Raw genomic sequence first — 26461 nt, 5'->3', positions numbered from 1 at the left:
ACATGTCTATCTACCTCAACAAGGACTCGAAGGTCATCGTCCAGGGCATCACGGGCGGTGAGGGCACCAAGCACACCGCCCTCATGCTGAAGGCCGGAACCCAGGTCGTCGGCGGCGTGAACGCCCGTAAGGCCGGTACCACCGTGACCCATGGCGACGTCACGCTCCCCGTGTACGGCACCGTGGAGGAAGCAATCAGGGAGACCGGCGCCGACGTGTCGATCGTCTTCGTCCCGCCGGCATTCACCAAGGACGCCGTCGTCGAGGCCATCGAGGCCGGCATCGGCCTCGTCGTCGTGATCACCGAGGGTGTTCCCGTGCAGGACTCGGCCGCGTTCTGGGCCCTCGCCCAGTCCAAGGTCGACGCCGACGGCAAGCAGATCACCCGGATCATCGGCCCCAACTGCCCGGGCATCATCACGCCGGGCGAATCCCTCGTCGGCATCACGCCGGCGAACATCACCGGCAAGGGCGGGGTGGGACTGGTCTCGAAGTCCGGCACGCTGACCTACCAGATGATGTTCGAGCTGCGTGACCTCGGCTTCTCCACGGCCATCGGCATCGGCGGTGACCCGGTCATCGGCACCACGCACATCGACGCGCTGGCAGCGTTCGAGGCCGACCCCGAGACCAAGGCGATCGTCATGATCGGTGAGATCGGCGGAGACGCCGAAGAGCGGGCCGCGGAGTTCATCAAGGCGAACGTCACGAAGCCTGTCGTCGGTTACGTGGCGGGCTTCACGGCCCCCGAGGGGAAGACCATGGGCCACGCCGGCGCCATCGTCTCCGGCTCGGCGGGAACCGCGCAGGCCAAGAAGGAAGCGCTGGAGGCTGCCGGAGTCAAGGTCGGCAAGACGCCGTCCGAGACCGCGAAGCTCCTTCGCGAGGTCTACGCGACCCTCTGATCCCAGACGTCTCGACAGCCTCCCCCGCATCCGTGCGAGGGAGGCTGTTCTGTAGGCAGGGCGCGTCCGGTTGCGTCCGTGTCAACCCGCGATCGGCGTCCGGAGGGACTGCGGTGGCTGCAGCGGAGCACGTAGCGTGACGTGGAGGAGCAGGGCCTTCAGGGGACTGCCGTGCGCCACTGGACGACTCGAATCAGCAGGGGGTGGACGATGAGCAGCGCGACGGGGAACGGCGCGGCGCAGGAGACAGGAACCGACGGGAGCGAGCAGCGGAGATACCTGAGGCGCGTCACGTGGGTGGCGACCCTGGGCGGCCTGCTGTTCGGCTTCGATACCGGTGTCATCAACGGAGCGCTGCCCTTCATGGTCGGCGATCTCCGCCTCACCGCGTTCACCGAGGGACTCGTGGCGAGCTCGCTGGTCTTCGGTGCTGCCTTCGGTGCGCTTGCCGGCGGCCGTCTGGCCGACGCCTACGGCCGCAGGAAGATGATCATCGTGCTCGCCGTCGTCTTCCTGCTCGGGACGCTCGGCACGGCCCTGGCGCCCGATGTCGCAGTGATGGTGGCCTCCCGCCTCGTCCTCGGCCTGGCCGTGGGTGGTGCCTCCGTGATGGTGCCCCTTCTCCTCGCCGAGCTCTCACCGGCAGCACGCCGCGGGCAGATGGTGACGCGTAACGAACTGATGATCGTGACGGGCCAGCTGATCGCCTTCAGCACCAGCGCGTTCCTCGGGAACATGTTCGGGGACAGCCAGGGGATCTGGCGGTGGATGCTGGTCCTGGCGACGCTCCCGGCCGTCGGGCTGTGGATCGGGATGCACTTCGTGCCGGAGAGCCCCCGATGGCTCGCAGCGCAGGGCTCCTTCGGGTTCGCTCTGCGCGTGCTGCAGCGGCTGCGTCCACCGGCCGTGGCACGGAAGGAGTACGAGGAGGTCAGGTCACTGGCCATCGAGGACCGTGAACGGGAGCAGGGGAGCCTCCGTGACCTGCGTGAGCCCTGGCTCCGCCGCATCTTCGTTGTCGGCCTCGGCCTCGCCGTCATCCAGCAGATCACCGGCGTCAATTCGATCATGTACTACGGCACCCAGATCCTGGTGGTCGCGGGCTTCGGGACGCAGGCAGCGCTGACGGCGAACATCGCCAACGGCGTCATCTCGGTCGCTGCCACGTTCGTCGGGATCTGGCTGCTGGGCCGGGTCGGTCGCCGCCCCATGCTCCTGGTGGGCCAGATCGGCACGACGTCGGCCCTGCTCGCGATCGGACTCGTCTCGCTGCTGGTGCCGGAGGGGACAGCGCGGGGTTTCCTGGTCCTGGCGCTCACCGTGACGTTCCTCGCCTTCCAGCAGGGTGCCATCTCGCCCGTGACCTGGCTGATGCTCTCCGAGATCTTCCCGATGCGCCTGCGCGGGCTCGGCATGGGCGCCGCGGTCTTCGTGCTCTGGATGGTCAACTTCGCCGTCAGCCTCAGCTTCCCGATCCTCATGGAAGCGATCACCATCTCGAACACGTTCTTCGTGTTCGTGGTCCTGGGAGTCGCGGCGATCATCTTCGCGCGCCGCTACATCCCGGAGACCCGCGACAGGACCCTCGAGGAACTCGAGCACCACTTCAGGGACGTGGCGGGCGGGACACCAGCGGTACGGTTGGGCGCTCGCGGCTTGTAGGGTGATGGAGGGGGATAGACGATTGCGTTAGGCAAGCTTCCAGGAGGAAATATGCGCGCCACGATCATCCACGGACCCGGCGACATCCGCGTCGAGGACCGTGAGTACCCGAGCATCATCCGTCCGACGGACGCCGTCGTCCGGGTGACGGCATCCTGCGTCTGCGGATCGGACCTCTGGCCCTACCGCGGCATCCGCCCCACCAAGGAACCCAAGGCGATCGGGCACGAGTTCGTCGGCGTCGTCGAGTCGGTGGGCGACGGCGTGCGCGACCTCGCGGTCGGCGACTTCGTGATAGCCCCGTTCGTGGACAGCTGCGGACAGTGCCCGCAGTGCCTGAACGGTGTCACCTCCGCATGCGACCACCTCGCCGGCTGGGGCAGCACGGATGAGCACGGCGACTACCTGCAGGGCGGCCAGGGTGAGGCCGTCCGCGTCCCGCGGGCGGATGGCACGCTGCGCAAGGTCGAGGGGGTGTCCGAGCCCGACGCCGCGCTGACGGCCAGTCTCCTGACCCTCTCCGACGTCATGTCCACGGGCCACCACGCAGCCGTGTCGGCGAACGTCGGCCCGGGCAGCACCGTCGTCGTCGTCGGGGACGGCGCCGTCGGGCTCTGCGGCGTACTCGCAGCCAAGCGCCTCGGCGCGGAGCGCATCATCGCCATGTCCCGCCACGAGGATCGCCAGGCCATCGCCCGGGAGTTCGGAGCCACGGACATCGTGGCCGAGCGGGGGGACCAGGCTGTGGCGAAGGTGCGTGAACTGCTCGGGGGAGTCCTCGCCGACTCGGTCCTCGAATGCGTGGGCACCAAGGAGAGCATGGACCAGGCGTTGCGCAGCACGCGTCCGGGTGGCCACCTGGGATTCGTCGGAGTGCCGGCGGGCGGACCGGAACTGCCCATCGGGTACCTCTTCTCGACCAACATCACCGTAGGTGGTGGCATGGCGCCGGCCCACACCTACATTCCCGAACTGCTCAAGGACGTCCTCGACGGAACGATCAACCCCGGCCGGGTGTTCGATGTCGAGATGCCCCTCGAGGAGGTCGCCGAGGCCTACAGGGCGATGGACGAGCGCCGCGCGATCAAGGTGCTGCTGAAGCCCTGAGCCGTGGGACGGCAGAACCGGGAAGGACGGCGGCATGACCGGTAGGTCCGGCACGGCCTCGGCATATCTCATCTCGCGGGAACGGCTCATCCGGGCGCCCGCCGAGCGCATCTTCGAGGTGCTGGCGACACCCGCCCTGCACAGCGTGATCGACGGCTCCGGCACCGTGCGCGGAGAGCAGCCGAAGGGTCCTGCCCGACTGTCGGCAGGGGCGACGTTCGGCATGGAGATGAGGATCGGCGCCCCCTACAGGATCCTCAACCGCGTGGTGGAGTTCGAGGAGGGCCGCCGGATCGCCTGGCGTCACTTCTCGGCGCATGTCTGGCGCTACACCCTCGAGCCCCGCGGGAACGGGACACTGGTCCGCGAGGAATGGGACGGCCGCGCCGTGCCGTGGAGGATCGTCTTCCGGCTCATGGGCTTCACGCGCCGGCACCCGGAAAGTATCGAGGAGACCCTCGCGAAGCTCGAGGCCTACGTCCTGCAGCAGGGCGGCGCCGGCTAGGCCACCGAGGTGCCGAACAGCAGGCCGAGGAGATAGGTCGCGGCGGCCGCGCCGAGACCGATGGCCAGCTGCCGCAGCGCGAGCCGCAGCGGGGACGCGCCGGACAGCAGCCCGACGACGGCGCCGGTGGCCAGCAGTGCCAGGCCCACGAGGACACAGGCGACGACGACGGCCGCCGTGCCGCTGAGTCCGAGGAGGTAGGGGAGCACCGGGATGATGGCGCCCGAGGCGAAGAAGCAGAAGCTCGAAGCAGCTGCGCCCAGCCCGGTGCCCACGGCCTCGTGCTCGTCGACGGCGTCGTCCTCCTCCGGCTGGAGGGAGAAGCTCGGGTCGCAGTCGCAGCTGTACAGGCCGAGCCGCTCGGCGGCCCGGTGCTCGGCAGCCGCCGGCGTCATGCCCCTGGCGCGATACACGAGCACCAGCTCGTTGGCGGCGATGTCCAGTTCCTTCGCGGCGGTCAGGGTGATCTGGGTGGGGCGCGTCGCAGACAGCAGCTCCCGTTGCGAGCGGACGGACACGTACTCACCCGCTCCCATCGAGAGGGCTCCGGCGAGCAGCCCGGCGAGCCCACTGAAGAGGATGAACGAGGTGGAGACCCCCGTGGCACCGATGCCCATGATCAGCGCGAGGTTGCTGACCAGTCCGTCGTTGGCGCCGAAGACGGCAGCCCGGAAATTGCCGGACAGCCGGTTGCGGCCGCGGGTCGCAAGACCGCGCACCACTTCCTCGTGGATCTGCTCGTCGGCCACCATCGCGCTGGTCGCCGAGGGATCCGTCGCGTAGGGGGAGCGGCTCTCCGCTCGCTGTGCGAGGGCCAGCACGAAGACCGACCCGAAGCGCCGGGCGAGCAATCCGAGCATCCTGTTGCGGAGGGAGGGCCTAAGGGGTCTGCCTTCGTCCTCCCCGAGGAGTGCGAGCCAGTGCGCTTCGTGGCGTCCCTCGGCGTCCGCGAGACCGAGGAGGATCTCACGCTCCTCCCCCTTCCTGCGCCGCGCAAGGTCACGATAGGTGGACGCTTCCGCCCGCTCGTCGGCGAGGTACTGGCGCCAGCGTCTGATGTCGTCGCGGGAGGGGGACTGCTCGGGGGGTGTCACGGGGCTGCTCCGGGTGGTCGGTGCCACTGCACGCCGTGGTCCGAAGCGGAGGGCCTCGGCCGCGACGCAGAGGCGTTCAGTCGGCCGAAGGTCTCGCTCGCCGGTGGAACCGGTGGATTGCCGGGCGCCGGTGGCGCCAGTATGTCGACAGGCCGCACGTCCTGTGGACGCGGAGCTACTCCCCTTCGACGTACTATCCTACCGGATCGCGTCGATGGCCCTGGTTCAGCGACCACTCGTCCCTGTGCGTCGAGTACCGCGACCAGGCGACCCGCGATACAGTCGAACGGATAACAGAAAGCAGGCTTATGGATTTGCAAGCCCGACCGTGGGTCGAGAGCTACGCGCCCGGTGTGTCCCCTACCTTCGACGTGCCCGAGGGCACGCTGTCGGACCTGTTCGATGCATCGGTCGCGTCGTACGGCAGGGGAGGGGCCCTGGAGTTCTTCGGGGCGTCGACGACCTACCGGGAGCTCGGCGACGCCGTGGCGCGGGCGGCGGCGGGCCTGCGCGCGCTCGGCGTGGTGGCGGGCGACCGCGTGGCGCTCGTGCTTCCGAACTGCCCGCAGCACATCGTCGCGTTCCATGCCGTGCTCCGCCTCGGCGCCATCGTCGTCGAGCACAACCCGCTGTACACGGACCGTGAGCTCAGGCACCAGTTCGAGGACCACGGGGCGAAGGTCGCCATCGTGTGGGACCGCGTCGTGCCGCGCGTCCAGCAATTGCCCGCCGATATCCCGGTGACGGCGATCGTGGCGGTGGACCTCGTCAGCGCGATGCCGCGCTCCCGCCGGCTGGCGCTGAAGCTCCCGGTGCGCGCGGCCCGGGAGGCCCGGGCGGCGCTGACGACGACCGAGAAGCTGACCGGTCCGCGGAACGTCGTGGGTTGGCGCGCGCTGGTCCACCACAGGCCGCTGCCACGACGTCACCCACGGCCCGCTCCGGAGGACACCGCGGTCCTGCAGTACACCAGCGGTACCACGGGCGTTCCGAAGGGCGCCATCCTCACGCACCGGAACCTGCTCGCGAACGCGGCCCAGGGGCGCGCCTGGGTGCCGGGCCTCGAAGCCGGACGCGAGACGATCTACGCCGTCCTGCCGATGTTCCACGCCTACGGACTCACGCTGTGCCTGACCTTCGCGCTGAGCATCGGCGCGAGGCTCGTCCTGTTCCCGCGGTTCGACGTCGGACTGGTCCTCGATGCCGCGAGGAAGAGTCCGCCGACCTTCCTGCCCGCGGTGCCGCCCATCTACGAGCGGCTTGCGGCAGGCGCTGCGGAGCGAGGTGCAGACCTCAGCAGCATCCGCTTCGCCATCTCCGGTGCGATGAACCTGCCGCAATCGACGGTGCGGACCTGGGAGGCGGCGACGGGCGGCTATCTGATCGAAGGCTACGGGCTGACCGAGACGTCGCCCGTCGCAGCCGGCAACCCCATCGGACCGACGCGGCGCCCCGGCACCGTCGGGGTCCCGTTCCCCGGCACAGACGTCCGCATCGTCGATCCCGAGGACACGGACCGGGACCGGGAACCTGGTGAGGCGGGGGAGTTGCTCATCCGCGGACCGCAGGTGTTCCAGGGGTACTGGCGGAAACCGGACGAGACGCACGCGGCACTGCTCGACGGCGGGTGGTTCCGCACGGGCGACATCGTCCGCATGGACGAGGACTGCTTCATCACGATCGTCGACCGGATCAAGGAACTCATCATCACAGGTGGCTTCAACGTCGCGCCCTCGGAGGTGGAGGACACCCTGCGGACGTACCCCGGCGTCGCGGACGCGGCCGTCGTCGGGTTGCCCCGCGAGGGCGGAGGCGAGGACGTCGCCGCCGTCGTCGTCCTCGCTCCCGGCACGACCCTCGACGTCGAGGGCCTGCGCTCCCACTGTCGCGAAGCGCTCGCCGCCTACAAGGTTCCCCGCGTCATCGTGCAGGCGGAGGACCTTCCCCGCTCCCTGATCGGCAAGGTCCTGCGGCGCGAGGTGCGCACGCAATTGCTCAACGACGGCCTCGGTGCCAAAGGAAAAGGTGACAGTCGATGACCCATCTCCCGCAGACGAACATCCGGGCGGAGGCCTCCGCCGCCCACGAGGGCCCGTGGCGTGACAGCCTCGGGACCGCCAGCATCCGCGCCGCCCAGGTGCTCCTGCTCCTGGTGCTGGCGGTCGTGGCCGTCTATGCGCTCATCCAGGTGCGGCTCGTGGTGATCCCGATGCTTCTGGCGCTCATCCTCGCGGCCGCGATCGGGCCTTTCGTGAACTGGTTGCGGCGCAAGGGCTGGGGACCGACCACGGCCACCACCGTCTCCTTCCTGCTGCTCCTCCTGGTCTTCGGTGGGCTGATCACCGGTATCGTCTTCGCCGTCGTCGGGCAGGCGGATGAGCTCGCATCGAGTGCCACGGAGGGATTCGACAAGCTCTACGCCTTCGCTCAGAATGGCCCGATCCCGATCGACGACGCCCAGATCCAGCAGGCGCGGGACTGGGTGATCGACTTCGCCACCAGCAGTACCGCCGGTGCGGGTGCTATCTCGGGCCTCAGCGCGGCGGGCAACTTCTTCGCCGGTGCGCTGCTCATGGTGGTCATCCTGTTCTTCTTCCTCAAGGACGGCGAGAAGATCTGGGCCTTCATGCTCCGCGCGTTCAAGGGCAGGCGACTCGTCAAGGCCCGCCGCGTGGGCTACAACAGCATGGCGGTCCTCGGCGGCTACGTGCGGGGCACAGCCATCGTGGCACTCGTCGATTCGGTCTTCATCGGGCTCGCCCTGTTCTTCCTGGGGGTGCCGCTCGCGCTCCCGCTGGCCGCGATCGTGTTCATCGGCGCGTTCATCCCGCTCGTCGGCGCGACGCTGGCGGGCGTCCTCGCGGCCCTGATCGCCCTCGTGGCGAACGGCCCGTTCGTGGCGCTCATGGTGATCATCGCCGTCGTCGTGGTCAACCAGCTCGAGGGGAACTTCCTGCAGCCCGTGGTCATGGGCCGCACGCTGCAGGTCCACGCCCTCGTGATCCTGGTCGCCCTGACGGCCGGCACCATCCTGGCGGGCATCATCGGCGCGATCCTCTCCGTGCCGGTCGCCGCCGTGACCTGGGCCGCCATCAAGGCCTGGAACCAGGAGAGCGACGAGAGCATCACCGACGAGGAGGTGGCCGCGGCGGAGAGGCAGACTGCGCTCGACGAGACCGGCCACGGGCTCAGCTCGACGCCGAAGGAGGAGCAGGACGCCGCGTTGGCTGCAGCTGCCGTGGCCGTCGAGGAAGCAGTGGACCGGCCCGGCACCCAGGAGCGCCGGGTCGAAGGTGACAGCGCCCGTGAGGACGACCACGACCCCCGCACGGGAGGCTCGTCCGTCACCGAGCGCTGACGGCGCTCGCCGGGACGGCGGTCGGGGTCAGTGCCCCGCCTGGACGGGGACGTCGTCCGGTACCTCGCCGGCGACGCGCCGGTCCCAGGCGGCCATGACGGCGCCGTCCGTGGGGCGCGTCGCGACGGACACGACGACGTACACCATCGCGGACACGATCAGGCCGAAGTAGATCGGCTCGTTCGCGTAGATGCCGTCGTACCGGTTCTCGGCCGTCGCCTCGAGGTACGCCATGGTGCCGAGCGTGACCAGCGTGCCCGCGGCCATGGACGCCCCCGCTCCGATGCCGTTGCCGCGGCGCCAGACGAGGCCGCCGAGGATCGCGACGAGAAGGCCGCCCACGAGGATGTCGTAGGCGATCGTCAGGGCTGCGACGACGTCCTGGACGACGACGGCGAGGGCGATGGTGACGACTCCGAGGCCGAGGACCCACCAGCGGCTCGACGCCACGCCGTCGTCGGACGCCTCACGCTCCTCGGTGCCGCGGCCGAACCAGCCGGCGACGAAGGGGACGACGTCGGTCCGGGCGACAGTGGCCGCGGCGATCAGGGCACCGGAAGCCGTCGACATCATGGCAGCGACGGCCGCCGCGAGGACGAGGCCGCCGACGCCGATCGGGAGCACGTTGAGGGCGACGTCCGCGTAGACGTCGTCGCGTGACTCGATCGCGGGGAGGATCACGCTTGCACTCATGCCGATGACGGCACCGGCGACGCCGTAGAGGATGCAGTAGATCCCGGCCGCCGAACCGCCCCAGCGGGCGATCTCGGGCGTCCGCGAGGTGAACACGCGCTGCCAGATGTCCTGGCCGATCAGCAGTCCGAGCGTGTAGACGACGAAGTACGTGATGATGCTCTGGGCGCCGATGCCCGTGATGCTGAAGAACTCGTCGCCCGCTCGCTCGGCGATCCCATCGAAGCCACCGGCTGCTGCGAGCGAGAAGGGGAGCATGAGGGCGAAGACGCCGATGGTCTTGATGACGAACTGCGCCATGTCGGCCAGCGTGATGGACCACATTCCGCCGATCGTGGAGTAGATCAGGACGATCACGCCACCGACCGCGATGGACAGCGCGCGGTCCCAGCCGAAGAGCACGACGAAGATGGTCGCGTAGGCGCCGGTGGACGTCGCGCACAGCATGAGCGTGTAGGCCAGCATGACGATGCCCGAGACCCGGGTGGCCCGGTGGCCGTACCGCAGGGTCAGCATCTGGGACACCGTGTAGATCTTCAGTCTCTGGATCGTGGGCGCGAACAGCAGGCTGAGCAGCAGCACGCCGGTACCGATGGCGACGACGAGCCACATCCCGGAGATGCCGTACTGGTAGCCGAGGCCCACTCCGCCGACCGTCGAAGCACCGCCGAGGACGACGGCGGCCATGGTCCCGGTGTACAGGAACGGGCCGAGGCGCCGGCCGGCGACGAGGTAGTCGCTGGCGTTCCGGGTGCGGGACTTGCCCCACCACCCGAAGCCGAGCATGGCGACGAGATACGCCACCACGATGGCGATGTTGAGTGCTTGCATGAAGAATCCTCTGGTCCGCGCCCGGGCTTCGATGTCTCCGAGGCAACTATTGTTGCTCCGTAAGCTACTGGTGACCGTCGTCACGGGTCAATCATGGCAAGCTCATGTGACGACCCGATGTTCGCCCTGTGACGGATAGGCTTTCGCGGGACGCCGTGAGAGAGGACAACCATGAAGGCCCTGCCCGTCGAGCCGACCAATGCGCCGGTCGCCATCGGATCCCGCATCCGCGCGGCGCGACAGTCGCAGCGCATGACCATCGAACAGGTCGCGGAGTCGACAGGCCTCACCAAGGGCTTCCTCAGTCGAGTGGAGAGGGACCTCACGTCCCCGTCCGTCGCATCGCTCGTGACGCTGTGCCAGGTGCTCTCGATCTCCATCGGGGACCTCTTCCTGGTGCCGGAGACGCATCTGACGCGCCTGGCCGAGGCGCCGCGCATCAGCCTCGGTGGGCAGGGCATCAACGAGCGGCTCGTCACGGCCCGGTCCGAGCGGCGCCTGCAGATGATCCGCGCCGTCGTCGAACCATACGGCCGTGGCGAGGACGAGCTCTACTCGGTGGATTGCGAGGTGGAGACCCTGCACGTCGTCGAGGGCCGCTTCGTGCTCGTCTTCTCCAATGACCGCTACGAGCTCGAGGCGGGGGACACGGTGACCTTCCCGGGCCGCGAGCCGCACACGTGGCTCAACCCGGACGGGCGCGAGGCCGTCGTCCTGTGGACCCTCGTGCCCGCCGCCTCCGGCAAGTAGGGGCGCTCAGCCGACGTGCACCCAGGGTCGCTTGGTGACGTCCGGTTCCGCGGCACGCAGGACCTCGCGCGTCACCGGGGCGATCTCACCCTCGCCCGTGAACAGGAACTTGAAGAGGTTCGCGACCGGATCGCCTTCGGTCCAGCGGAAGTACACGTGCGGCATGAGCCCGGTGATGTCGCGGATGTGCAGCATGACCGCTGCGATGGTGTTCGGCACGTTGGAACTGTGCACCTCGAGGACACGGTAGCCATGGCGCACGACACCGCGGACCAGCAACTCGGTCTCGAAGTCGGACGAGTCGTCGACGGTCACCTCGATGAACAGGGGTCTGGCCGGGGCCGGGAAGTGGGAGACCGCGCACGCGTGCTGGAGCTTGTGGCGGTAGGCCGAGCTTGAGAGCCGCTTCGGTTCGTGGGCGATCAGCAGGATGTCGCCGTCGTCCTGTGAGCTGACGAAGGACAGCGCCAGCTCGTCCATCCGGATGCTCGTCGCCCGCAGCTCGAACGCCCTCCGGGAGCGGGAGATGAACGAGATGACGATGATGCCGAGGATGAAGCACGTGGCGATCTTGAGGCCATCCGGCCTTTCGATCATGTTGACCGCCGTCGTCAGGACGAAGACGGCGGTCGCGACGCCGAACCCGAGGGTCCTGCCGCGCTGGTGCTTGCGGTGGGCCGACAGTGTGACAGCCACCGACGCGGAGGTGATGAGGGCGAGGACCCCGGTGGCGTAGGCGCCGCCCTGCGCCTCGACGTCGGCGCGGAAGAAGAACGTGACGAGGATGGCGATCAGCGTGATCACCAGCACGAGGGGGCGGACGGCCTTCGCCCAGGCCGGTGCCATGCCGTACCGCGGCAGGTACCGCGGCACCAGGTTCAGCAGGCCCGTCATGGCGGATGCCCCGGCGAACCAGAGGATACCGACGGTGGAGAGGTCGTACACCGTTCCGAACGCGTCACCCAGGTACAGGTGCGCGAGGTATGCCAGCGCGCGGCCGTTGGCGGGGCCGCCCTCCTCGAACGCCTCCGCGGGGATGAGCAGCGTTGTCACGAAACTGGAGGTGATGAGGAAGCCGCTCATGACGAGGGCGGCCGTCGTGAGGAGCTTGTGTGCGCCCGCGATCCGGCCCGCGGGGTTCTGCTCGGTATCTCCCGGCCTGCCGTCGATCTGCGGCATGACGACGACGCCGGTCTCGAAGCCCGAGAGGCCGAGGGCGAGGCGCGGGAAGATCAGCACGGCCAGTCCCACCATGACGAGCGGGTTGCCGTGCTGCGTGGTGAGGGCCGTCCACCAGTCCTCCACGAGTCCGCCCTGTCCGGCGATCTGCACCGCGGACACGACGACGACGATCAGGTTGAGCAGGAGGAATACCGCGACGAGGGCCACTGCGATGCCGATGGCCTCGCGGAAACCCCGCAGGAAGACGGCGGACAGAAGGCCGAGGAACACCACTGTGATGAGGACTTCCTGGCCATGGAGCCAGGCCGGGGCGAAGGGGTTCTCCACCAGGTGCGCACTCGCGTCGGCCGCGGACAGGGTCATCGTGATCAGGAAGCTCGTTGCGGCGAACCCCAGGAGCACCAACACGAAGATCTTGCCGCGCCACTTCGGCAGCAGCTTCTCGAGCATCGCGATGGAGCCCTCACCCCGGGGGCTCTCCGAAGCGACACGCTTGTAGACCGGGAGCGCTCCGAAGAGTGTCACGGCGACCAGGATGAGGGTCGCGAGGGGCGAGAGGACCTCGGCCGCGGCGGCAGCGATGGCAGGCTGGTAGCCGAGGGTCGAGAAGTAGTCGACGCCGGTCAGGCACATGACCTTCCACCACGGCTGCGTCCGATCCTGCTCGGGCTGGTGGGCGGTGGGCCGGCTGGACTCGTTGAGCAGCCAGCGCTCGAGGCGCTTGCTGCCCCGCTGCCGCGTCGGCACACGTGGCTGGATGCGTACAGAGGAGGTCACAGCACCACGCTAGGACTCACCGGTGGGCCTACTGCCCGTCTTTACGCTTCCTTGATGCCTCGTTCTTCGCGGGTGAAAACCCTTCGGGTGACCCTGATCCTTGACCGGCTCCACGCCCGCGAATAGCCTTGTGCAAAACCTTTGATGCATATTGGGCAACTTCGCTCTGGCGGGCCCGGACGGGAAAGAAGCTGTGGAAGAACTGCGCGTCATGGGAGGCGGCCACCTGGGGCCAATCGACTCCTCCCGCATCCCCCGCTACGCGGGAGCGGCCACCTTCGCCCGTCTGCCGCGCCTCGACCAGGTGGGCCGAGCCGACATCGCCGTCGTGGGCGTGCCCTTCGACTCGGGAGTGTCCTACCGGCCCGGAGCCCGCTTCGGCGGCAACCACATCCGGGAGGCCTCGCGCCTCCTGAGGCCCTACAATCCGGCGCTCGACGTCTCGCCGTTCGAGCGCGTGCAGGTGGCCGACGCCGGGGACATGGCCGTCAATCCCTTCAACATCAACGAGGCGATCGAGACGGTGCAGCAGAATGCGCTGGACCTCACAGCGGACGGTGCGCGCCTCGTGACCCTCGGCGGTGACCACACCATCGCCCTGCCCCTCCTGCGCGCGGCATCGGAACGCGCAGGATCTCCCGTTGCGATGCTGCATTTCGACGCCCACCTCGACACCTGGGACACGTACTTCGGCGCGGAATACACCCACGGCACTCCGTTCCGCCGCGCCGTCGAAGAGGGCATCCTCGACACCGAGGCCATCTCCCACGTCGGCACGCGCGGGCCCCTGTACGGTGTGCGGGACCTCGAGGACGACCGCCGTTTCGGGTTCGGCATCGTGACCTCCTCCGACGTCTACCGCCAGGGCGTCGACGAGGTCGTCGACAAGCTGCGCACCCGTATCGGGAACCGTCCCCTCTACGTCTCGGTGGACATCGACGTCCTCGATCCGGCACACGCTCCGGGTACCGGCACGCCGGAGGCGGGTGGCATCACGAGCCGCGAACTGCTCGAGATCCTGCGCGGACTGCGCGGCCTGAACCTCGTGGGCGCCGATGTCGTCGAGGTGGCCCCCGCCTACGATCATGCCGAGCTCACGGGCGTCGCGGCATCGCATGTCGCCTACGATCTCGTGACGCTGATGGCAGACACCCTCACGCCCGACCACCCCTCCACCAGCGCCACGACCCCCGAGGACAAGTAGATGGACATCACCGCAGGCGCCGCGTCCGCGCCACCCATCCCCGTGAGCGGCCAGCGGAACGGCGGGGACCTGGTGGTGGAGACGTTGTCCGCCCTGGGCGCGACGACGGTGTTCGGCATCCCGGGGCAGCACGCCCTGGGCCTCTTCGATGCCCTGTCCCGTTCCAACCTGCGCTTCGTCTCGTCACGGGTGGAGAACAACTCCGCGTTCGCGGCCGACGGTTTCTCGAGGGCGACCGGCGACGTCGGCGTCCTGTTCCTCTCGACGGGGCCCGGGGCCCTGACCTCGCTCGCGGGGTTGCAGGAGGCCTACGCGACCGGCGTGCCGATGGTGGTCGTCGCGAGCCAGATCCCCCTCGAGGGGCTCGGTGCCCGGCGCAAGGGCATGCTGCACCAGCTCGACGACCAGAAGGCGTCCGCGGCGAACGTCACGAAGAGCCAGCGCCTCATCCAGCACGCCTCCGGCATTCCCTCCGCCATCCAGGACGCATGGACCGAGGCGGTGTCCTCCCCACAGGGTCCCGTGTGGGTCGAGGTGCCGCAGAACGTGCTCCTCGATCCCGTGATGGTCCCGAAGGTGGAGGATGCGCTCGCCGAGCCCTTCGACAACCCGCCGCGGATCGAACTCGTTCGCGAGGCCGTCAGCTGGTTGAAGGACTCGAAGCGGCCCGCGATCGTGGCCGGCGGCGGCACCCGGCGGGGCAGGGCGGAGAAATGGCTGCTCTCGATCGCCGAGAAGCTCGGAGCCCCGGTCGTGTGCTCGCCAGGCGGAAACGGTGCGTTCCCCTGGACCCACGAACTGTCCCTGCAGTCCTGGGTCGAGGATCGGCATGTCACCGAGGTGCTCGAGGACGCCGATGTCCTCCTGGTCGTCGGATCGTCCCTCGGGGAGGTGACCTCGAATTACTTCACGATGGAGCCACGCGGGCGGATCATCCAGATCGACGCGGAACCACGCGTCCTCGAATCCAACCGTCCCGCCCTGGGTATCCGGGCCGACGCCGGTCAGGCGCTCGCCGCGCTCGACGAAGCGCTCGAGCCGCTCGATCGGAGCCGGGAACCCGGCTACGACGCCGCTGCACTGGTGGCAGAGACGCTTGCAAAGGTCAGCGCGAGGCTCGATGCCCAGGATCTCGGCAAGGAACGCGCATTCCTGCAGGCCATCCGCGATGCCGTGCCGGACGACATGCAGACGTTCTGGGACATGACCATCTCGGCCTACTGGGCCTGGAGCTGCTGGGACGCGCGTGCAGGCCAGTTCCACTCCGCCCAGGGCGCCGGTGGGTTGGGCTTCGGTTTCCCCGGCGCGATCGGCGGGTCCGGCGGACTCGAGTCACAGGGCCTGCCCGCCAGGGTCCTCGCCGTATCCGGTGATGGTTCCGCGATGTATTCCATCGCCGAACTGGCGACTGCGCGGCAGCACGACATCCCCGTCACCTGGCTGATCGTCGACGACGGCGGCTACGGGATCCTGCGCGAGTACATGGAGGGAGCCTTCGGCAAGGCGACGGCGACGGAACTCGCCCGGCCGGACTTCGTGGCGCTGGCGCAATCCTTCGGCGTGCCGGCCCGGCGCGTGGCGCCGGAGGACATCGGGACAGCCCTGAGGGAGAGCCTGGCGGCGGAGGGTCCCAACGTCGTCGTGGTGGAGACGCTCATCCGGCTGTTCGCGCCGACCCATCTTGATCAGTAGGCTTCCTTTTTCTGCGGCGGGATGACAGTGTCGACAGCACTATCGCCTCGAGGAAGGAACGCAATGTCATTCAGCAAGGGCGACAAAGTCACCTGGAACACGTCGCAGGGTAAGACCGAGGGAAAAATCGTCGAGAAGCACGAGAAGGAGTTCACCTTCGACGACCAGAAGTTCAAGGCGTCGAAGGACGAGCCCTACTACACCGTCGAGAGTTCGAAGTCGGGCAAGCAGGCCGCTCACAAGGAAAGCGCACTGGACAAGGCCTGAACCGCCGGCGCCGTGCGGCAGGCGCCCGCCGTCAGTCCTTGAGTGGGTCGTGGCCCCAGTTCATCAGCGAGTAGCGCCACTTCGAGGACTCGATGTCCTCCTTCGTGGGTCGCTGGGCAAGGTGCCGGTGCACGTAGCCGACCACCGTGTGCATGTGTTTGACGTCGTCATCATCGAGATCCTGTCGTCTGGTGCCGAGGATCTCGATGATGCGCTTGCCCGACTTGTGGCCGACCGACTCGCCGCCGTCGGATTCCTTCTGCCCGACGGACAGGGACTCCTCCGTGCCGAGCCACTTCTTCAGCTCGGAAGCGGTCATGTTGACCGCTTCCCTCCACCGGGGCCACACCTCGTCGAGTTCACCGGTCGATTGCGCCATGAGCGTCCGCCCTTCGTAGCAGTTTCACGTCGAGTATCACAGCCGGTCAGGAATTCCAGCTTGCGATAGCTTAATCCTAAGCAGGCTGATAAACGTAGAGGGTAGGTCGAACCAACGTCTAAGGAGCTCTACATCATGGCAGGAAACCTTTTGGCACGATCAGCCCACGATCTCGGTGCGGCAGCCTGGTTCGGCGGCACCTTGATGGGCGCTGTCGGACTCAACGGTGCAACCGGCAAGGCGAAGGACCCCAAGGAACGCACGCGTCTCTCCGCACTCGGCTGGGCGAAGTGGACCCCCGTGCAGATCACGGCCTTCGCCGTCCACGCCATCGGCGGCATCGGGCTGATCCTCGGTAACAAGGGCCGCGTCGCGGCGCAGGACACCGTCGGGTCGAACACTGTCTGGAAGTCCGTCGTCACCGTTGCGGGCATGGCTCTCTCGCTGTACTCCGGCATGCTCGGCAAGAAGGTCGGCGAGCTCGCTGAGCAGGGCGGCGAGGGTGCAACCGAGCCCCGTCCCGGTGCCAGCGACGAACTGGCCAAGGCGCAGTCCCAGCTCAAGGCCACCCAGTGGCTCCTTCCCCTCATCAGCGGCATCGTCGTTGTCATGGGCGCCAAGCAGGGCGAGATGCAGCGCCCGGAGAACGTCAAGAAGGGCCTGCTCAAGAAGTAGGTCCTGCGGCCCCCGGGCCGGTCGACCCCCGCAGTGCCGGACTGCCGCTCCTCCACCCCCGGGTGGCGGACCGGCTGCCGGCCGCGGGGGTTTCCTGCGTCCTCGGTCCCTACTGCATCGTGAAGGCGCGCGCCACGCGACCGTGGACGGCACGGTTCCGGATGAGCGCCCCCAGGAGCGCATTGCGCGAACGCAGGAGCTGTCCCGGCAGCGGACGTCCCAGCGCCATGTTGAGATGGGCCTTCCGGCGGGCGACGGCGGCCTGGGCGCGCCGTTCCTTCTCGTATCGTCGCAGCCGCTGCGCCACGTCGTGCCCGTCCCGGAGCGAGGCCGCGATGATCGGCACCAGCCCGACGGCGTCCAACCACCCGAGGTTCATGCCCTGACCGCCGATCGGCGACACCTCGTGGGCCGCGTCGCCGACCAGCACCGTGCGGCCCGAGACGAGACGCTCCGCCAGCCTCGACTGCACCTCGAAGGCGCTCAGCATCGAGTTGGTCTCGGGATCCACAGCGACACCGGTCCGTTCCCTGATGAGCAGCGTCAGCGATTCCGCCGTCGGCCCTTCGACCGGGCAGCCCACACGCACCACCCAGCGCCGGATGCCGCCCGGAAGGGGAAAGGATTCGACGATGCCCCCGGTCTCGAGATAGAGCACGGCGTCGTCCCCGTCGCCCGTGCTGTCCTCGAAATCGCCCATCACGTAGCAGTCCGGGTACCGGCGGGCGGACGCCCGGATCCCGACGTCGTCCCGGAGGGAACTGCGGGCGCCGTCCGCTGCCACCACCAGTTTCGCCTCGAGGGCGGCATCCCCGCCCTGGTCCCGTGTGACGATACGGACGTGAGTGCCGTCGTCGCGCGTCGTGAGGACGGTGACCCCCCGCCGCAGCGTACCGGGGAACTCATCCTGGAGGCGGCGCTCGAGGATCTCCTCGGTGACGGCCTGCGGCACCGCGAGGACGTACTTCTCCTCCCCGGGCAGGCACGAGAAGGAGACCGTACCGACATGCTGCCCCGCGCTGCGGGCGACGCCGTCCCGGATCAGGACGCCCCGGCTGCGCAGTTCGTCGGCTATGCCGCCGGCGGCGAGTGCACGCAGTGCCGGCGGGTGGATGCCGATCGCGCGGGAGTGGCTGCTGCGTTCGGTCCGCCGTTCGAGGACTACGGCGTCGAGACCTGCCTGGCGCAGGAGCAGGGCCGTGAAGAGTCCGACCGGGCCACCGCCGACGACGACGACGTCATGCATGACCGGGCGCCGCTGAGACCCCGCGATCGAGGACGAGCAGGTTGATGAAGGGAGCGGCCGTCCTGACCTGCCATCCACTGCGTCCGCCGACGAGGGCGCGCAGCTCGTCGGTCGTGTAGCTCCGCCGGATGGAGGTCAGACCGTCCTGGCGGATATAGGACCCGGGGAGCGGCAGTGTGCCCACCGAGAACAGTGCGTAGCCGAGCGGGTGCCGGGCGATGTCGCTGTGCACGGCGACTGTCCGTACCAGCTGCTCCGTGTCGTCCAGGAGGCCGTCGAACTCGGCCGGCCCGAGGTGGTGCAGCACGTGGTTGGAGACGAGGGCATCGAAGCGGGCGCCTTCGGCGACGAGCTGCGAGCTGAGGGCGCGGCGGAAGGACAGTCCGGGAAGCGCCGGACGGGAGGTGGCGAAGGCGTGGGCGCGCTCGTCGGGATCGATGGCGGTCACCTCGAGCCGCAGGCCGTCGAGCCGTGCCCAGCGCACCAGGGCGCGGGGGACGTCCCCGCCACCGGAGCCCACGTCGAGGAGCGTGTTCGTGCGGTCGGGCGAGAAGGCGGGTCGGAGCAGGGAGGTGTAGGTTCGGCGCCAGCCGGACACGACCGCATTCACCAGTCCGAACTGGGCGTACGTGCGGTCCAGTTTCCGGGGATCGCAGTCGGTCCGGTCCATCTCCTCGACGGCGTCCGGGTCCCGCTGTGCGAGGAACCCTCGTCGGCTCATGCTCCGGCTTTGGCGAGGATCGGCTGAAGATCCGCAGGCACGTCGACGCCGCCCGCCGCTGCTGCGGCATCGTCCGCTACGGCCGCGTCGGGACCGGCCGTGGCGCCGATCCTGGTGAGCAGCGCGGTCTCCACCGTGAGCCCAGGCCCGAAGGCCATGGAGCACACGCGGTTGTTCCCGTCGGTGGCCGGCTGCTCGAGGATGTTCTTGAGCACGAACATCACCGTTGCGCTGCTCATGTTCCCGAAGTCGCGGAGGGTTTCGCGCGCCGGAGCGAGCTGTTCCTGCGTGAGGCCCAGCTTGGCCTCGACCTTGTCGAGGATGCTGCGTCCGCCAGGATGGATGGCCCAGTGCTCGATCTCGGAGTAGGCGATTCCCTCGAGCGACGCGTCGCGCGCCAGCAGCGGTTCGAGGGCGCCGATGATGTGCTCGTCGATGATGTGCGGAACATACGTGCCGAGGACCATCTCGAAGCCCTCGTCACCGATGTTCCAGGCCATGGCTTCCTCGCCGACCGGCGTGAGGACCGTCTCGAAGTGGTCGAGACTGAGGGCCGGGCCGTCGAGGGGGAGGTCCCGCGCCGTGATGACGGCCGCTGCGGCACCGTCCGCGAACAGCGAGGAGCCCACGATGGTATCGGGATTGTTCGAGGAACGCACGTGCAGCGAGCACAGTTCGGCAGAGACGACCAGCACGACGGCGTCGGGGTCGGCGTCGCAGAAGGCCTTGGCGGAGCGGAGCGCAGGGAAGGCGCCGTAGCAGCCCATGAAACCGATGTGGTAGCGCTGTACCGACGGCGCCAGATCCAGGGCGCGCACGATCTTGTAGTCCGGTCCAGGTGCGAAGAAGCCCGTGCAGGAGACGGTGACGACGTGCGTGATGTCGGATGCCTCGATGCCCGTCGCAGCATCGAGCGCCTTCCGCGCGGCCTCGACGAAGAGCTTGGTGCCCTCTTCCGCGTACAGCTCGTTGCGGGTCTTGGTGCTCGGCGACAGGATACGCAGCTCCTTCTGGTCGAAGAAGACGGGGTTCTCGGCGGCCGCCTCGAGCGTCAGTTCCTTGACGACCGTGTATCTGGTGTCGATGCCCGAGGAGTCGAAGGCCGCTCCGACCAGGCGCCGGCCGAGACGTGTCAGGTCCGGTTGGGCCGCGAAGACATCGCGTACCTGGGGCTGGATCATGACCGTTTCAGGTACAGCCGTCTGGAGGGACCTCAGGATCACTGTCATACCTCCATTACTAGAGGACTAACGCGACAAACACAACGACAGTAGGCTTAGTACCTTCGGCCACCAAAGTCAGGAGCACCATGGGTAACGATCCGTCCGGCACGCTCGACCGCGAGGACCCGCGTGGTCCTGACGTCGACGTCTCCACCGAGTTGCAGGAGTACCCGGGGTTCACGGAGCGGATGGATCCGCGTCCCGACCACGGCGAGGACAGCTACACCGGGCACGGCCGGCTGACCGGCCGGCGCGCCTTCATCACCGGCGGTGACTCCGGTATCGGCCGCGCAGTGGCTCTCGCCTTCGCCCGCGAGGGCGCGGACGTGGCGATCGGCTACCTTCCGGAGGAGGAGGAGGACGGCGCGAGCTGCCTGGAGATGATCCGCGCCGAGGGGCGCACGGCACTCGCGGTACCCGGCGACCTGCGCGACGAGGAGTACGCACCCTCGGCGATCCGGCAGGTGCTGGATGGTCTCGGCGGACTGGACATCCTGGTCAACAACGCGGGCTTCCACATCGCGCAGCCCAACGGCCTGCCCGACGTCGACGCCGCCCAGCTCCGCCGCACCTTCGAGACGAATGTCTACGGCACCATCTGGCTGACACAGGCAGCCCTGCCCCACCTGTCCGAGGGATCGTCGATCATCAACACGACCTCCATCCAGGGGTACCATCCGTCGACGAGCCTCATGGACTACGCTGCGACGAAGGCTGCCCTGAACAACCTGACGTTCAGCCTCGCCGAACTGCTCGGCGAGCGCGGGATCCGGGTGAACGCCGTCGCCCCCGGGCCCATCTGGACGCCACTCCAGCCCGCGACCACGACGAGCGAGAAGCTCGAGTCGTTCGGCGAGGGAACGCCGCTGCGTCGCATGGGTCAGCCGGCGGAACTCGCGGGCGCGTACGTCTTCCTCGCGTCCAACGATGCACGGTACGTCTCCGGGGAGATCCTGGGAGTCACGGGAGGCAAGCCCCTCGCCTGAGGTGCGTCCACCGGCCGATGGGGCCCGCGCCCCGCGGGAGGAACCAAGCCAAGGCCGTCTGTGCGACGAGTCACAGCCATGAGGCGTCGGAGATTCGTTCCGTCTGCCGGCTGACATGGATGGGCTGAACGTGAAACTCCTGACTGCAACGCCTTCTCGGCGCCACCCCGGACTCCTCGTCGTCTCACTGGTCGCCGGGCTCGCGCTCGCGGGCTGTGGCGCGGTGGAGGAGGACCCGCTCGGGATCAACACCTCCAGCGACGGCGCCACGCAGGCCGCGCCCAGCGATCCCCGGGACGGCAGTCAGGCCGCGCCCGTCGGGAACGACCTCGGCGACGATCCGCTCAACGTGGGCATCGACGGCGCGGAGCTGTGCGGCGTGCAGCCCGACGACAGCCGCCTGCGCTACACGGTCATGCTCCACAACCCGACCCTCGAGACGTTCACCTTCGGGGAGATGGAACTCGGCGACCCCCAGGGCCTCATCATCCTGTCGTCCATGGTGCAGACGGCCAACCGGGAAGGACATCACCACCCGGGGGCGGAGACAGGCGCGCACGGGGGCCACTCGGCGGCACCGACGCCGACCACGCCTCCTGAGCCCATCGGGCCGCCTGTGCCCGCCGACGGTTATCAGCTGGTGCCGGACGCACACGTCAACATCATCGTCACCGTCGAACTCGCGGAGGGTGCCACCCACGGCAGCGCCGACAACATCCTCGTAGCATTCTCCACACCCGAGCGGGATTATTCCGTAGCGCACAACCTCAAGATCGACGTCGATGCGACGTCCTGTGCTTAGCCACCGGTCGGGCCGGTCAGACGACTGAACCCCCGCCTCGAGGAGGCGGGGGTTCAGTGGTGGAGCAGTGCCGGACCGATCACGCGGGAGGCGTGATATCAGTCCCGACGTCGATCGTCCAGGCTAGGCCGGGAGTTGCAGGACGTGACCGGTGAAGATCAGGTCCGCGTGGATGACGGTATCGGCGTTGGCTGCGAACAGGGCCTGCCAACCGCCGTTGACGCCGAGCTTGTCGGCGATGGAGCTGAGGGTGTCACCGGACTGGATGGTGTAGGTCTCGCCGCTCAGTGTCACGGGGGCTACGACAGGAGCCTGGACCTGGACGGGAGCCTGGACCTGGACGGGAGCCTGGACCTGGACGGGAGCCTGGACCTGGACCGGAGCCGCGGCGGCAGGTGCCTGCTGCGTGGAGGTGAAGCCCGTCGAGGACGACCCGTTCAGGCCGAGCTTCGCCGAGCAGGCGGGCCAGGCGCCCCAGCCCTGCATCTGCTGGAGGTTGGCGGCTACGCGCTTCTGCTCGGCAACGCTGGCCTGGGCGGGGGAGCCGGTGCCGCCGGCAGCGTTCCAGCTGGACTGGGAGAACTGCAGGCCGCCGAGGTAGCCGTTGCCGGTGTTGATGCTCCAGTTGCCGCCACTCTCGCACTGTGCCAGGTCATCCCAGGTGTCGGCGTTGGCTGCACCGGCTGCTGCGCCGAGCCCGAGGCCGGTGAGTGCTACTGCTGCGAGTCCGCGACGGGCGCTGGTGCTGAAGGTGTGTGTATTCATGGGGGTACGATGCTCCGAAAGGCCACCCGCACTAGGTCCGTCCCCGGACTTCTTCGCGCCGCTGCTCACCTTGACGATATAGAGGTCATGGTTCGGCAGCCGCCTGTTGAGCAACGAGCGGTGGAGGGCGGTGCCGGGCATAGATCGCTGCCCGAATGTCGGCAGCTTTTTCGCTTCCCCGGGACGGGGAACTACCTCCACCCTAGGGCAATTTCCATTCGTTGCCAAACCGGTACTGAGCGGTGCTTGACATTGATCAAGATTGAGGGAAGAAAAACTGGACCAGCGTGAAATCCTCTGCCACACTACCGCTCCCGAGCGCAGCATGCGCAGGAAGGGCCCGAACCGAAGCGGTCCGGGCCCTTCCCGTGCAGGGTCGAGACGGAGCGACGCGCCCGTCAGGCGGCTACGTAGCCGTGCGGGTCCAGGACGTACTTCGTCGCGGCGCCGGCGTCGAATTCCTCGTACCCGCGGGGGGCCTCCTCGAGCCCGATCGCTGTGGCGTTGACGGCCTTCGCGATCGAGACGCGGTCGTGCAGGATGGCCATCATGAGACCCCGGTTGTACTTCATCACGGGACACTGGCCGGTGGTGAAGGACAGTGACTTCGCCCACCCCGTTCCGAGGCTGATCGAGAGCGAACCCACCTTCGCGGCGTCGTCTCCCGCTCCTGGATCGCTCGTGACGTAGAGCCCGGGGATGCCGAGGGCGCCACCCGCAGCCGTGATCTCCATCAGCGAGTTGAGGACCGTGGCCGGTGCCTCCGTGGCGGCTCCCTCGCCATGGCCACGGGCTTCGAACCCGACGGCGTCCACGCCGCAGTCGACTTCCGGGACGCCCAGCAGCTGCTCGATCTGGTCACGGGGATCGCCCTTGGACACGTCGACCGTCTCGCAGCCGAAGCTCCGCGCCTGCGCCAGCCGGCCCTCGTTGAGGTCGCCCACGATCACGACGGCGGCACCCAGGAGCTGCGCCGAGACGGCGGCGGCGAGGCCGACCGGTCCGGCGCCTGCGATGTAGACCGTCGAGCCGACACCCACGCCTGCCGTGACGGCGCCGTGGAAGCCGGTGGGGAAGATGTCCGAGAGCATCGTCAGGTCCAGGATCTTCTCCAGGGCCTGGTCACGGTCCGGGAACTTCAGCAGGTTCCAGTCCGCGTAGGGCACCAGGACGTACTCGGCCTGGCCGCCGACCCAGCCGCCCATGTCGACGTAGCCGTACGCGCTGCCCGGTCGGTCCGGATTGACGTTGAGGCAGATACCGGTCTTGCGCTCCTTGCAGTTCCGGCACCGGCCGCAGGCGATGTTGAAGGGGACCGAACAGATGTCCCCCTTCTTGATGAATTCGACGTCCCGTCCGACCTCCACGACCTCGCCGGTGATCTCGTGGCCCAGGACGAGGTCGGCCGGAGCCGAGGTGCGCCCGCGGACCATGTGCTGGTCCGAGCCGCAGATGTTGGTGGTGACGGTCTTGAGGATCACGCCATGGTGTACCGGCCGGCCGACGTTGGCCGGATTCACCCCCGGCCCGTCCTTGAGTTCGAAGGTGGGGTAGTCGATGTCGATGACCTCCACCTTCCCTGGTCCCTTGTACGCAACAGCTCTGTTACCGCTCATGGAACTTCCTCTCGTATGCGTTCGGTGCGCCTGGTGCCCCCGCGCTGGAACCGGCCCGCTGCAAGCGTCGTCGCCCGCTGCCGGCCGTACCCCCGAACCTACAGTCCCGGGGGTTGCGCGAACGTTGCATCGCCGGAGGTCCTTGCCCGCGCCTGCGTCCCGACGTCGTCGCGCAGGCGCCACCTTGTGCGAGCTGCCTCGGTGGGGGAAGGTGTCTGCATGTCAGAGACCGTGCTCATCACCGGTGCCACCTCCGGTATCGGAGCGGAGTTCGCCCGGCAGTTCGCGGCGCGCGGGTGCAATCTCGTGCTGGTGGCGAGGGCTCAGGGTCCCCTGCAGGAGACGGCCGCCGCGCTGCGCGGTCGGTGGCGCGTCGACGTCGAGACGATCGCGGCGGACCTGCTCGACGACGACGGCCTGGGATCCGTGCTCGCACGACTTCGACCCGGCGGGGACCCGGAGGCGAGCGGGGAGTCGGAGGCAGGCGGGGAGTCGGAGGCGACCGGGAGTGCGCGGCAGCCCGGACGTGGGTCGGCTCCGGTGACCGTGCTGGTCAACAACGCCGGGTACGGGCTGGTGCGGCCCTTCGCGGACAATCCGCTCGCCGAGGAGGTGCGGCACCTCCGGATCCACGTCGAGGTTCCTGTGTCTCTTGCGCACGCCGCCCTGGCGTCGATGCGACCGCGCGGGGCGGGAACTATCATCAACGTCGCCAGCGTCGCAGGCTTCATCCCGAGGGGAACCTACGGGGCGGCAAAAGCGGCCATGATCAGCTTCAGTCGCTGGGCGAACCTGACCTATGGGCCGGAGGGCATCCGGGTGACCGCCGTGTGCCCCGGATTCGTGCACACCGAGTTCCACCAGCGGATGGGCGCCGATAAGGCGAGCGTCCCGGGATTCCTGTGGCTCGACGCCGGGTCGGTGGTTCGTGCGGCACTCAGGGATACGGCTGCGGGTAGGGCAGTCTCCGTCCCCAGTGCGCGGTACAAGGCGCTCACCTCACTGGCCCGCGTCGCGCCGCCGTCCGTCGTGGCCCGGCTTGCGCGGCGAGGCCGCTGACGACGTCATCAGGCGCTCGCTCCACCGCTGTCCCACGAATCGGGCTCGGCCGCAGCGTCCTCCGGGTGGCGGTCCTCCGCCGGATCCTCCGGAGCACCCTCGCCGTTGTACGCAGCCGGCACGGCGCCTGCACTGTGCGTCCCCTGCTCGTCCCGGATGCTCCCGGCCCGGGGGCTGGTCGATCCGGCCGATGGGTCGAGCACGCTCTCCCGACGATCGGCGTGGGGCCCGCCGTCCCGGTCGGACTCCGACCCGTCGGACTGCCCGGCGGTGGGCTCCCCGTCGGACCCGCTGCCGGGGGTACCCGCACCGTCGCGCACTGATTCCTCAGCCCGCCCGGCTTCCTTCTCCAGGGGTGGGATCGGTACCGCGGGCCCGAGGGGATGGTCCGGAGGAAGGGCTGCTCCGCCGGGATTGCCTGCGCTGCTTGACTCGGTCATCGTGCTCCTTCTGGTGCCGACACTGGGGCCGGAGTCGCTCGTCGAAACGGGGGTGGCACCCGGAAGACTACGCGAGCAGGGCCGCGCCTGCCGCACTGTGTCGTTGCTTGTCCACCTCCACCCGCCGAACGTGAACGTGAGGTGAAGAACAGGTCAATAAGTATGCTTATGATAAGGGACCGCACGCTCTGGAGATGCCCCTTACAAGGAGGTAGGACAATGGCTGGATACTTCAAGCTGGTGGACGCACACGACGACGGTTTCCGCGTGAAACTGACCGCTCCCGACGGCACGCTCGTCGCAGTGTCCACTTTCTACGCATCCAAGGAAGAGGCGATCGCCGGTATCGAACTGATCCGGGAGATCGCCGGCACGGGCCCGATCGTGGACCACAGCCGCCAGGAGGCTCCAGACCAGGGTGAACTGGTCTTCGGTGTCCAGGCATCGCACAGGCGCGGTGAGGGCGTGCGCGAGGAGGCGTAGAGCTACCCGGAGGGGGTCTCGCCACTCGGTGTACGACTG

Annotated in this window: 25 protein-coding genes; 15 read left to right on the top strand and 10 right to left on the bottom strand. The window is 68.6% G+C overall.

What is annotated here, in order from left to right:
- Positions 1–2 precede the first annotated feature (2 nt).
- From sucD to CXQ96_RS05025, 4 genes are all read left to right on the top strand, one after another.
- Positions 3–905 carry a succinate--CoA ligase subunit alpha gene (gene sucD / locus CXQ96_RS05040; protein ID WP_104116938.1) on the top strand — a complete coding sequence of 301 codons (903 nt, stop codon included), beginning with the start codon at positions 3–5 and terminating at the stop codon, positions 903–905.
- Between the two features lie 210 nt (positions 906–1115).
- Positions 1116–2567: a sugar porter family MFS transporter gene (locus CXQ96_RS05035; RefSeq protein ID WP_104116937.1), complete on the top strand. Its 1452-nt coding sequence runs from the start codon at positions 1116–1118 to the stop codon at positions 2565–2567.
- Between the two features lie 51 nt (positions 2568–2618).
- Positions 2619–3674: a zinc-dependent alcohol dehydrogenase family protein gene (locus CXQ96_RS05030; protein ID WP_104116936.1), complete on the top strand. Its 1056-nt coding sequence runs from the start codon at positions 2619–2621 to the stop codon at positions 3672–3674.
- Between the two features lie 34 nt (positions 3675–3708).
- Positions 3709–4179, top strand: coding sequence for an SRPBCC family protein (locus CXQ96_RS05025; RefSeq protein ID WP_104116935.1), 471 nt, complete (start codon positions 3709–3711; stop codon positions 4177–4179).
- On the opposite strand, the gene CXQ96_RS05020 is transcribed toward CXQ96_RS05025, so the two are convergent.
- Entirely contained in the window at positions 4176–5273 is a 1098-nt protein-coding gene (locus CXQ96_RS05020) for a VIT1/CCC1 family protein (RefSeq protein ID WP_258058879.1), read from the bottom strand. The genes CXQ96_RS05025 and CXQ96_RS05020 overlap by 4 nt on opposite strands.
- A 308-nt stretch (positions 5274–5581) precedes the next feature.
- Between CXQ96_RS05020 and CXQ96_RS05015 the strand changes: the two genes are divergently transcribed.
- Together CXQ96_RS05015 and CXQ96_RS05010 are read left to right on the top strand one after the other, a co-directional pair.
- Complete coding sequence (locus CXQ96_RS05015; protein ID WP_104116933.1) at positions 5582–7312, top strand: long-chain-fatty-acid--CoA ligase; 1731 nt, start codon at positions 5582–5584, stop codon at positions 7310–7312.
- Complete coding sequence (locus tag CXQ96_RS05010; protein WP_104116932.1) at positions 7309–8631, top strand: AI-2E family transporter; 1323 nt, start codon at positions 7309–7311, stop codon at positions 8629–8631. The genes CXQ96_RS05015 and CXQ96_RS05010 overlap by 4 nt, the downstream gene beginning before the upstream one ends.
- Before the next feature lie 27 nt (positions 8632–8658).
- Here CXQ96_RS05010 and CXQ96_RS05005 read toward each other — a convergent pair whose 3' ends face one another.
- Positions 8659–10155, bottom strand: coding sequence for a sodium:solute symporter (locus CXQ96_RS05005; protein WP_104116931.1), 1497 nt, complete (start codon positions 10153–10155; stop codon positions 8659–8661).
- 171 nt (positions 10156–10326) lie between these two features.
- Here CXQ96_RS05005 and CXQ96_RS05000 point away from each other — a divergent pair, with 171 nt between their 5' ends.
- Positions 10327–10905 carry a helix-turn-helix domain-containing protein gene (locus CXQ96_RS05000; RefSeq protein WP_104116930.1) on the top strand — a complete coding sequence of 193 codons (579 nt, stop codon included), beginning with the start codon at positions 10327–10329 and terminating at the stop codon, positions 10903–10905.
- Between the two features lie 6 nt (positions 10906–10911).
- Here CXQ96_RS05000 and CXQ96_RS04995 read toward each other — a convergent pair whose 3' ends face one another.
- Entirely contained in the window at positions 10912–12720 is a 1809-nt protein-coding gene (locus tag CXQ96_RS04995) for an amino acid transporter (protein ID WP_104117048.1), read from the bottom strand.
- Positions 12721–13057: 337 nt separating this feature from the next.
- On the opposite strand from CXQ96_RS04995, the gene speB reads away from it, so the two are divergent.
- The 3 genes from speB (at position 13058) to CXQ96_RS04980 (ending at position 16027) form a co-directional block, all read left to right on the top strand.
- Complete coding sequence (gene speB, locus CXQ96_RS04990) at positions 13058–14068, top strand: agmatinase (protein ID WP_104116929.1); 1011 nt, start codon at positions 13058–13060, stop codon at positions 14066–14068.
- Positions 14069–15760 carry a thiamine pyrophosphate-binding protein gene (locus CXQ96_RS04985; RefSeq protein WP_104116928.1) on the top strand — a complete coding sequence of 564 codons (1692 nt, stop codon included), beginning with the start codon at positions 14069–14071 and terminating at the stop codon, positions 15758–15760.
- A gap of 63 nt (positions 15761–15823) precedes the next feature.
- Complete coding sequence (locus CXQ96_RS04980; protein ID WP_104116927.1) at positions 15824–16027, top strand: DUF2945 domain-containing protein; 204 nt, start codon at positions 15824–15826, stop codon at positions 16025–16027.
- A 31-nt stretch (positions 16028–16058) separates the two neighbouring features.
- Here CXQ96_RS04980 and CXQ96_RS04975 read toward each other — a convergent pair whose 3' ends face one another.
- Positions 16059–16406 (bottom strand): DUF3140 domain-containing protein, encoded by a 348-nt coding sequence (locus CXQ96_RS04975; RefSeq protein ID WP_104116926.1) that lies wholly within the window; start codon positions 16404–16406, stop codon positions 16059–16061.
- Positions 16407–16541: 135 nt separating this feature from the next.
- Here CXQ96_RS04975 and CXQ96_RS04970 point away from each other — a divergent pair, with 135 nt between their 5' ends.
- Positions 16542–17081: a hypothetical protein gene (locus CXQ96_RS04970; RefSeq protein WP_104116925.1), complete on the top strand. Its 540-nt coding sequence runs from the start codon at positions 16542–16544 to the stop codon at positions 17079–17081.
- A 109-nt stretch (positions 17082–17190) separates the two neighbouring features.
- On the opposite strand, the gene CXQ96_RS04965 is transcribed toward CXQ96_RS04970, so the two are convergent.
- From CXQ96_RS04965 to CXQ96_RS04955, 3 genes are read right to left on the bottom strand one after another with little or no spacing between them, the layout of a single operon-like run.
- Positions 17191–18327, bottom strand: a complete 1137-nt coding sequence (locus CXQ96_RS04965; protein ID WP_104116924.1) for an NAD(P)/FAD-dependent oxidoreductase — start codon at positions 18325–18327, stop codon at positions 17191–17193.
- Positions 18320–19048 (bottom strand): class I SAM-dependent methyltransferase, encoded by a 729-nt coding sequence (locus CXQ96_RS04960; protein ID WP_104116923.1) that lies wholly within the window; start codon positions 19046–19048, stop codon positions 18320–18322. The genes CXQ96_RS04965 and CXQ96_RS04960 overlap by 8 nt, the downstream gene beginning before the upstream one ends.
- Positions 19045–20277 (bottom strand): type III polyketide synthase, encoded by a 1233-nt coding sequence (locus CXQ96_RS04955; protein WP_104116922.1) that lies wholly within the window; start codon positions 20275–20277, stop codon positions 19045–19047. The genes CXQ96_RS04960 and CXQ96_RS04955 overlap by 4 nt, the downstream gene beginning before the upstream one ends.
- Positions 20278–20459: 182 nt before the next feature.
- Here CXQ96_RS04955 and CXQ96_RS04950 point away from each other — a divergent pair, with 182 nt between their 5' ends.
- Both CXQ96_RS04950 and CXQ96_RS04945 read left to right on the top strand, forming a co-directional pair.
- A complete protein-coding gene (locus CXQ96_RS04950; RefSeq protein WP_258058889.1) occupies positions 20460–21257 on the top strand; it encodes an SDR family oxidoreductase in 798 nt (265 codons plus the stop codon).
- A 130-nt stretch (positions 21258–21387) separates the two neighbouring features.
- Positions 21388–22059, top strand: coding sequence for a hypothetical protein (locus tag CXQ96_RS04945; protein WP_146070809.1), 672 nt, complete (start codon positions 21388–21390; stop codon positions 22057–22059).
- A gap of 123 nt (positions 22060–22182) precedes the next feature.
- On the opposite strand, the gene CXQ96_RS04940 is transcribed toward CXQ96_RS04945, so the two are convergent.
- The gene (locus CXQ96_RS04940) at positions 22183–22824 is read right to left on the bottom strand and encodes a transglycosylase family protein (protein WP_104117047.1); all 642 of its coding nucleotides are present in this window, start codon (positions 22822–22824) and stop codon (positions 22183–22185) included.
- Positions 22825–23222: 398 nt separating this feature from the next.
- Positions 23223–24440, bottom strand: a complete 1218-nt coding sequence (gene fdhA, locus CXQ96_RS04935; protein WP_104116919.1) for a formaldehyde dehydrogenase, glutathione-independent — start codon at positions 24438–24440, stop codon at positions 23223–23225.
- Between the two features lie 219 nt (positions 24441–24659).
- Here fdhA and CXQ96_RS04930 point away from each other — a divergent pair, with 219 nt between their 5' ends.
- On the top strand, positions 24660–25499 hold the full coding sequence (locus CXQ96_RS04930) for an SDR family oxidoreductase (RefSeq protein ID WP_104116918.1): 840 nt from the start codon (positions 24660–24662) through the stop codon (positions 25497–25499).
- Between the two features lie 8 nt (positions 25500–25507).
- On the opposite strand, the gene CXQ96_RS04925 is transcribed toward CXQ96_RS04930, so the two are convergent.
- Positions 25508–25939 (bottom strand): hypothetical protein, encoded by a 432-nt coding sequence (locus CXQ96_RS04925; protein ID WP_104116917.1) that lies wholly within the window; start codon positions 25937–25939, stop codon positions 25508–25510.
- Between the two features lie 219 nt (positions 25940–26158).
- Between CXQ96_RS04925 and CXQ96_RS04920 the strand changes: the two genes are divergently transcribed.
- Positions 26159–26422 (top strand): DUF1508 domain-containing protein, encoded by a 264-nt coding sequence (locus tag CXQ96_RS04920; RefSeq protein ID WP_181036358.1) that lies wholly within the window; start codon positions 26159–26161, stop codon positions 26420–26422.
- Positions 26423–26461: the final 39 nt, after the last annotated feature.

This window comes from Arthrobacter sp. B1805 (assembly GCF_002929745.1).
GTDB lineage: Bacteria > Actinomycetota > Actinomycetes > Actinomycetales > Micrococcaceae > Arthrobacter_D.
This window is presented reverse-complemented; position numbering and strand designations above follow the sequence as displayed.

Coding starts and splice junctions, on each gene's coding strand:
- CXQ96_RS04960 (WP_104116923.1), bottom strand. CDS start 19,048: ATGAGCCGACGAGGGTTCCTCGCACAGCGGGACCCGGACGCCGTCGAG.
- CXQ96_RS04955 (WP_104116922.1), bottom strand. CDS start 20,277: ATGACAGTGATCCTGAGGTCCCTCCAGACGGCTGTACCTGAAACGGTC.
- CXQ96_RS04920 (WP_181036358.1), top strand. CDS start 26,159: ATGGCTGGATACTTCAAGCTGGTGGACGCACACGACGACGGTTTCCGC.
- CXQ96_RS04980 (WP_104116927.1), top strand. CDS start 15,824: ATGTCATTCAGCAAGGGCGACAAAGTCACCTGGAACACGTCGCAGGGT.
- CXQ96_RS04970 (WP_104116925.1), top strand. CDS start 16,542: ATGGCAGGAAACCTTTTGGCACGATCAGCCCACGATCTCGGTGCGGCA.
- CXQ96_RS04925 (WP_104116917.1), bottom strand. CDS start 25,939: ATGACCGAGTCAAGCAGCGCAGGCAATCCCGGCGGAGCAGCCCTTCCT.
- CXQ96_RS05015 (WP_104116933.1), top strand. CDS start 5,582: ATGGATTTGCAAGCCCGACCGTGGGTCGAGAGCTACGCGCCCGGTGTG.
- fdhA (WP_104116919.1), bottom strand. CDS start 24,440: ATGAGCGGTAACAGAGCTGTTGCGTACAAGGGACCAGGGAAGGTGGAG.
- CXQ96_RS04940 (WP_104117047.1), bottom strand. CDS start 22,824: ATGAATACACACACCTTCAGCACCAGCGCCCGTCGCGGACTCGCAGCA.
- CXQ96_RS04965 (WP_104116924.1), bottom strand. CDS start 18,327: ATGCATGACGTCGTCGTCGTCGGCGGTGGCCCGGTCGGACTCTTCACG.
- sucD (WP_104116938.1), top strand. CDS start 3: ATGTCTATCTACCTCAACAAGGACTCGAAGGTCATCGTCCAGGGCATC.
- CXQ96_RS04985 (WP_104116928.1), top strand. CDS start 14,069: ATGGACATCACCGCAGGCGCCGCGTCCGCGCCACCCATCCCCGTGAGC.
- CXQ96_RS05000 (WP_104116930.1), top strand. CDS start 10,327: ATGAAGGCCCTGCCCGTCGAGCCGACCAATGCGCCGGTCGCCATCGGA.
- CXQ96_RS05025 (WP_104116935.1), top strand. CDS start 3,709: ATGACCGGTAGGTCCGGCACGGCCTCGGCATATCTCATCTCGCGGGAA.
- CXQ96_RS05010 (WP_104116932.1), top strand. CDS start 7,309: ATGACCCATCTCCCGCAGACGAACATCCGGGCGGAGGCCTCCGCCGCC.
- CXQ96_RS04995 (WP_104117048.1), bottom strand. CDS start 12,720: ATGTGCCTGACCGGCGTCGACTACTTCTCGACCCTCGGCTACCAGCCT.
- CXQ96_RS04930 (WP_104116918.1), top strand. CDS start 24,660: ATGTCAGAGACCGTGCTCATCACCGGTGCCACCTCCGGTATCGGAGCG.
- CXQ96_RS05005 (WP_104116931.1), bottom strand. CDS start 10,155: ATGCAAGCACTCAACATCGCCATCGTGGTGGCGTATCTCGTCGCCATG.
- CXQ96_RS05030 (WP_104116936.1), top strand. CDS start 2,619: ATGCGCGCCACGATCATCCACGGACCCGGCGACATCCGCGTCGAGGAC.
- CXQ96_RS04950 (WP_258058889.1), top strand. CDS start 20,460: ATGGATCCGCGTCCCGACCACGGCGAGGACAGCTACACCGGGCACGGC.
- CXQ96_RS05035 (WP_104116937.1), top strand. CDS start 1,116: ATGAGCAGCGCGACGGGGAACGGCGCGGCGCAGGAGACAGGAACCGAC.
- CXQ96_RS04975 (WP_104116926.1), bottom strand. CDS start 16,406: ATGGCGCAATCGACCGGTGAACTCGACGAGGTGTGGCCCCGGTGGAGG.